The sequence below is a fragment of the Scytonema sp. UIC 10036 genome, from assembly GCF_009725235.1.
Genome location: NZ_WJFC01000372.1, coordinates 1 through 5,516, shown reverse-complemented (window position 1 = coordinate 5,516; position 5,516 = coordinate 1). Strand labels below are relative to the sequence as shown.

Sequence of the window (5,516 nt, the reverse complement as noted above, 5' to 3'; positions counted from 1 at the left end):
GGCTAGGGGTTAGGGGTTAGGGGCTAGGATTAGGGGTTAAAAATAATTCCCTACTCCCTACTCCCTATCCCCAACTTTTGAATTCGTTGCTGAAGAATGGATGCAGTAACTATATCTCCACGATGTTCTTTTATAAGCGCAAGGTGCATCAATGCCTCGTAACAGTTTGGATTGAGGTAAAGGGCTTTTTGGAAACACCGTTCAGCTTGAGTATACTCAGCTTTTACTTGATGTAGTGTACCCAGTAAAACATGGGCTTCAGCACTAGTTTGCTTGCTATTAAGATATTGCTGGCAATGATTAATTGCTGCTTCCACTTGTCCTTCATCAGCTAATTGTTTGGCTATTTCAAGACTCACATCGGGTTTTGTGATGTTTGTTTGATGAATAGCTGGTTGTGTTTTAGCGCAACTAATGGTAGAAATGGTGGGTGTATTCTTGGCAACAGAAGACGATTGCGTGGTTGGCTTGCGATAAGCCGGGTACGGCTTGCGCCAAGGGCGATAGCCGGGTACGGCTTGCGCTTCGCGATCGGCTGGGTACAGCCGATCGCACTTGTTAAGTTGTAGGTGTTTGTCTCTTTCTAATTCTGTTTTTTGCAGTGGCGCTTGGTTACTTTCAACTTTACGGTAGGCAAAGGTAAAAGACTGGCGAATGGATGTAAAGCGATCGCTTTTGATTTTTCCAGTTTCCGAAGCACCAACAAAAAGCAACCCATCAGGTAGCAACAGGCGATCGAGAATATTGACGACTTGAGTACAGGTAGATGGTTCTAGATAAATTAATAGATTGCGGCAAAATACTATATTATACTTGGCTTGAACAACAGAAAATGCACTCAAAATATTACTCTGTCGGAAATTGACTTGACTGCGGATAGATGGAATAACTTCATATCCCTCGGCTGTTTGCTGAAAATAGCGGTTGCGTTCAACAAATTCTTCACCACGGAATGAATTTTTGCCATAAATTGCTCGTTTTGCTTTGGCGATCGCGTGTTTGCTAATATCGATAGCATCAATGGTAAACCGATTTGTAGGTAACCCTGCTTCTATGAGGGCAATAGCGATTGAGTAAGGTTCTTCACCACTAGAACAAGGTACACTCAAAATACGAAGTTGGGTGTGAGCGAATCTGGGTAACCACTCGGTACGCACAAAGTTGATGAGAAAATCAAAGGATTTGCGATCGCGAAAAAACCAAGTTTCTGGAACAACGATTTGTTCCACAAGTTCTTCAAATTCTTGTGAAGAGCTTTGTAGAAGCTTAAGATAAGTTTCTAAATTAGATATTCCACGAGCAGAGAGGCGGTTATCCACTGCTCTAGCAATTTTGCGAGAGCCAATGATACTAGCATCAATTCCAATTTTTTGACTTAAAATAGTTTCAATAGCTGTTAATGTCATTTGTCTTTACCTCTTCTGGTTCTAACAAATTTATCTGCCGTAGATTGATGAATAACCTCTCTAGATGAATATGCTGAATCATGCCTTTTTCATCCATAATCATCTCACCTAAATAGGGAACTTCGTGTGCTTGCAGCCCGGAGGGGATAAACTCAGTTTTTGGCTTGTTTAGAGTTTTGACAACTCGTTCTGCCATCAAACCAACGTATTGCAATGTATTGTTTTTACAAGGATAGCTGACCATAATCACACGGGTACTTAAATGTGTTTGACTGGGTGTTCCTCGAATTAAATGACACAAATCAATAACTGGTACAATAGCTCCTCGATAATTAAATAAACCAGTAACATATTTGGGGACGTGATGAACTTCCCTATAAGCAACTCTGGGGATCACTTCAACCACATGAGAACTTTCAATAGCATATGAATTAGTTCCTATATTGAAAAGTAATAATAACATCGGTTTAGGGGTTAGGCTTAAATCTAAAAAAATTGACTAATACTTCAAGATTAGTGTCTTCACTCGTAGGAGTCGTTGATTCAATTTCTTGAATAGTTTCAGGTGTTAAATATCGGAAGACATTACTCTTCAAAATTGGAATGACTTCTGTAGGAAAGCTAGCAACTTCCTGCGGATACCTTTTTAACCTTGATTTAGCAAAGTTGACCTGGAACCTAGCACGTTTGAGAAGACGTTGACGGATATTCTCTAAAAGTTCAGAATTATCTACCGCTTGAGTTTTAGTCTCTTGATTTAAAAGAATAGGGATAAGATCGGGGTTTTCCTCTAGCACAAGAAGACTACCCTCTTGATTGTAAGAATCTACCCCTTCCATTCCTAACGAACTAATATCTGCAAGCGCGAGGATGCGAGCAACGGGTGATAGGGGGTTTTCATTATCATAGAGAGCGGGTTGATAAATCGCTTGTTCGTCTGGATCGTAAGCGCAAATAGTGGCTGCGATCGCTTCTTGAATAATCAATAAATCTACTTCTGTGAAAAGAGCAGAATCATCAAGGCAATGCTCCTGAATCTGTTGATTCACACATTGTATATAATCAAATAGTTGCTCAATAGTGAGAGTTTCACTAACTCCTGCTTCACGGCGTCTAGAAGTATGGGGTTCACTGTGAGGAAGAAAAATCTGAACCAGATCGTGACTAACAGCACAGAGATCTAACTGCGTAGGTTTTGCTTAAAAATACGAAAATACGTAGGTTGGGTTGAGGAACGAAACCCAACATTTACAAGCATTTGTTGGGTTTTGCACACGGGTTTACCCAACCTATAAAAACTCTCAGCCCTTGCAGTATTGCTATAACTGCTCATCATCGACTATAAATCCACATCGCCAAGGCTAGTATTCATGATTGACTTCTCAGAAATCCTTTCATTGCATAGCATGAGCTACCATTCTACCTGAACTGAATAATTAGTAAAAACAGCATCACAACTAATTAGCACAGCATTTTCTATATTAGCTTGAGCAATTAGTAATCGGTCAAAAGGATCTTTATGATAGAGAGGCAAACCGTCTAAAGCTAAAACATGAGCAACGGTTATTGGTAAGATTTCGATATAATTTTTTTGTTGACTAGCAATAATTTCACCTAAAGGTTTATTTAGTGTTAGTTTACCTAACTGGTGTTTAATTTGGATTTCCCAGAGACTTACAACACTTAATAACCTAATATTATTCTTATCTGCTAATAAGTCTAATGCTTGCTTAGAAAGTTTTGTTGGCTCGCTATCCCACCAAATAAAGGTATGTGTATCTAATAGTAAATTCATGAATTTTGCAACCAAAATTCATCGGATAAAGGTTGATCGAAATCATTACTCATTTCCATTGCACCTAAATTTAATCCAGGTAGAGGTTTTTTTTCTGATTCACTGATGACTTGAGCAACAGGATTAAGTAGAGTCAATCTAGCAACAGGAGTACTACCATTAGTAATGACTATTTCTTTGTCATCTTGAATCAAGGAGAGCAACTCACTAACACTGATTTGTAATTGTTGAAGATCGAGCGTTCTTGTTGACATAGCTATTGATATGAATATTTTGACCCAGATTTACAGCTTTAGAACTTGCATGATTGGTACTTAACATTGAGGTTAACATTGTATCACATTTTTATCCCAATATGCAGTACAAACTTTTGAAATCATTCTTCTGCTTGTTTTAGTTCCCCAAATCTTTGAGGAAGAATGACAGAAAGCATAGAGATTAGGGGCTAGGAACTAGGGTATGTTTTCAAAGGTTCAGAATTGTCATAACTACCTGTGCTTCTCAATAAATACGGAATTGGGTTTGGTGGTCAAATGGACGATTGAAACAACAAGTATCAATGTATATTTTATACTATTGGCTCATAATATTTAGTCATTTGAAGCATCCGAGCGCGTCGATTTTCATGTCAAAGCAGCGAGAAACTATTTAAACCCCATATATTTATCAACCATAGGTTCTCGAACAGTTTCAAGAACGGGAACGTTTGAACGAAAATGTAACTGTAGGTGCGATAAGCCGGGTACGGCGGCGCTGCCATGCGATCGCGAACGATCTAGATTGAGTGGTTCGTATCTGGTCAATGCCAAAACTCCTTAAGCTGCATAGAGAACTTGTCTGGTAACAGCTAGTCCCTAAAGTGACAAGCTGTTGCCTGCCATATTGTTCCCCTATCGACCTGCAAGATCGCAGCTGCTAGTTTAAAGTTTGGTTAAATTTCGTTATTTTGTAACGCGACATGGTTTATTAACACTTCCATATTTGGAAAACGCGCCATAATCACCAGTTAAGCGCCCATCGCTTCTATCACTTTCTTGAGGTGGCTGAGGTGGATATCCTTTCTGTTTTCCATGCGGGATACCGCAGCCTGCTTAATCCCAAGCCGCTCGCTTAAATCCGTCTGGTGCAGGTTAAGGGCTTCGCGCAGTTCCTGAAGGGTCATTTCTTCTTGCAACTGGTTGGTTAAAGAAGCGATTTTTGCCTTTCGTTCCGGCGAAAAATCTTTTGTAAGTTCTGAAAATGGTTTATGTCCTGTCATAACTTGCCCTCTTTCTTCAATTCCTCTATATACTCCTCATAAAGCCTGTCTCGACCGAAAATTACTTAAATACCTAGGGTGAGCATATTGCTTTGCATCTTAACCATTTTGTTGGTCAGATTGAATACTAATGTTTTGCTTTTGCATTCTATCTAGTATGCTTTGTTCTATTGCTTCTAGGTGGGCAAGTCCTTCTAATGCTTTTTGTTTTTCCTCTCGCACTATTTCTAAATTCCGAATGAGGTATTCGCCACTTAAATAGTAGTCATATATTTGCAATGCCTGTTCATCCGATAGTTCTCTTCCCGTACAAGGACTACCCTCTAGTTCTTCTATTTCTTTAGCTTGATTATTAATTGGTTTTTGCATAATTTTTATCTCCACCGTATAAAATGCTCTTGTAAAAATTGTAGCGCTCTTTCCTCTGTTAATATCATCTCCCTAGAACCATCTGGATTTTCTTCAAAGCCAACTCTTCTATAAAACTCAATAGCTCTAGGTATAGCAGCAACTTTAAATATTCCACGAACTCTGTTGGGAGAAGAAGTTATTTCCTGAATAATATCTGCTATCAACCATTCAGCAGCACCCTTACAAGTTTCTGATACGGTTTGAGGTAAACAATTCCAAGGTGCAGTGCAGACTATATCTAAAAGTACATAATGTTGTTGACCCTCATACAGATAAATTTCTCCAACTCTGTCTTCAACAATTGCACCAGATTGAAGTATGTTATTATTTAAAACTCCTCTAAATTTAGTACGTTCGTCCCTAGCGACTTCCAGTAATTCCAACGACTTACTTGCACAATCTCCAAATTTAGTTCCTAAAATATTATTTCTATCAGCACCATAAAATTCCATCAAATAATCTTGTATTTTATTTTGCCACTGTAACAGGTTACTAATCACTTGCCAGTCAGCATATTTAAGGTAAGTAAATTGATTTTTTGTCATCCCAAGCTATATTAAACGAAAGGTTTATCAAAAATTTTTCTTAAGAGGATGTTTGAAAAGTCATGATTGATGTATCAAATATTTTTTACCCCACCCTAACC

Annotated in this window: 9 protein-coding genes; all 9 read right to left on the bottom strand. The window is 38.6% G+C overall.

Features of this window, described 5'->3' with window-relative positions; all coding sequences use genetic code 11:
* Window positions 1-50: 50 nt before the first annotated feature.
* Window positions 51-1,406: a protein-glutamate O-methyltransferase CheR gene (locus F7734_RS60320; RefSeq protein ID WP_155753689.1), complete on the bottom strand. Its 1,356-nt coding sequence runs from the start codon at window positions 1,404-1,406 to the stop codon at window positions 51-53.
* The gene (locus F7734_RS60315) at window positions 1,387-1,869 is read right to left on the bottom strand and encodes a chemotaxis protein CheW (protein WP_155753688.1); all 483 of its coding nucleotides are present in this window, start codon (window positions 1,867-1,869) and stop codon (window positions 1,387-1,389) included. The genes F7734_RS60320 and F7734_RS60315 overlap by 20 nt, the downstream gene beginning before the upstream one ends.
* A gap of 4 nt (window positions 1,870-1,873) precedes the next feature.
* The gene (locus F7734_RS60310) at window positions 1,874-2,455 is read right to left on the bottom strand and encodes a hypothetical protein (RefSeq protein WP_155753687.1); all 582 of its coding nucleotides are present in this window, start codon (window positions 2,453-2,455) and stop codon (window positions 1,874-1,876) included.
* Between the two features lie 362 nt (window positions 2,456-2,817).
* Complete coding sequence (locus F7734_RS60305) at window positions 2,818-3,201, bottom strand: type II toxin-antitoxin system VapC family toxin (RefSeq protein ID WP_155753686.1); 384 nt, start codon at window positions 3,199-3,201, stop codon at window positions 2,818-2,820.
* Window positions 3,198-3,455 (bottom strand): prevent-host-death protein, encoded by a 258-nt coding sequence (locus F7734_RS60300; RefSeq protein ID WP_155744367.1) that lies wholly within the window; start codon window positions 3,453-3,455, stop codon window positions 3,198-3,200. Before F7734_RS60300 ends, F7734_RS60305 begins: the two co-directional genes overlap by 4 nt.
* Window positions 3,456-3,845: 390 nt before the next feature.
* Window positions 3,846-4,004 carry a hypothetical protein gene (locus F7734_RS60295; protein WP_155753685.1) on the bottom strand — a complete coding sequence of 53 codons (159 nt, stop codon included), beginning with the start codon at window positions 4,002-4,004 and terminating at the stop codon, window positions 3,846-3,848.
* A 203-nt stretch (window positions 4,005-4,207) separates the two neighbouring features.
* Window positions 4,208-4,459, bottom strand: coding sequence for a helix-turn-helix transcriptional regulator (locus F7734_RS60290; RefSeq protein WP_155753684.1), 252 nt, complete (start codon window positions 4,457-4,459; stop codon window positions 4,208-4,210).
* A 99-nt stretch (window positions 4,460-4,558) separates the two neighbouring features.
* A complete protein-coding gene (locus F7734_RS60285) occupies window positions 4,559-4,828 on the bottom strand; it encodes a hypothetical protein (protein ID WP_155753683.1) in 270 nt (89 codons plus the stop codon).
* Between the two features lie 5 nt (window positions 4,829-4,833).
* Window positions 4,834-5,415, bottom strand: coding sequence for a hypothetical protein (locus tag F7734_RS60280; protein ID WP_155753682.1), 582 nt, complete (start codon window positions 5,413-5,415; stop codon window positions 4,834-4,836).
* Window positions 5,416-5,516 lie beyond the last annotated feature (101 nt).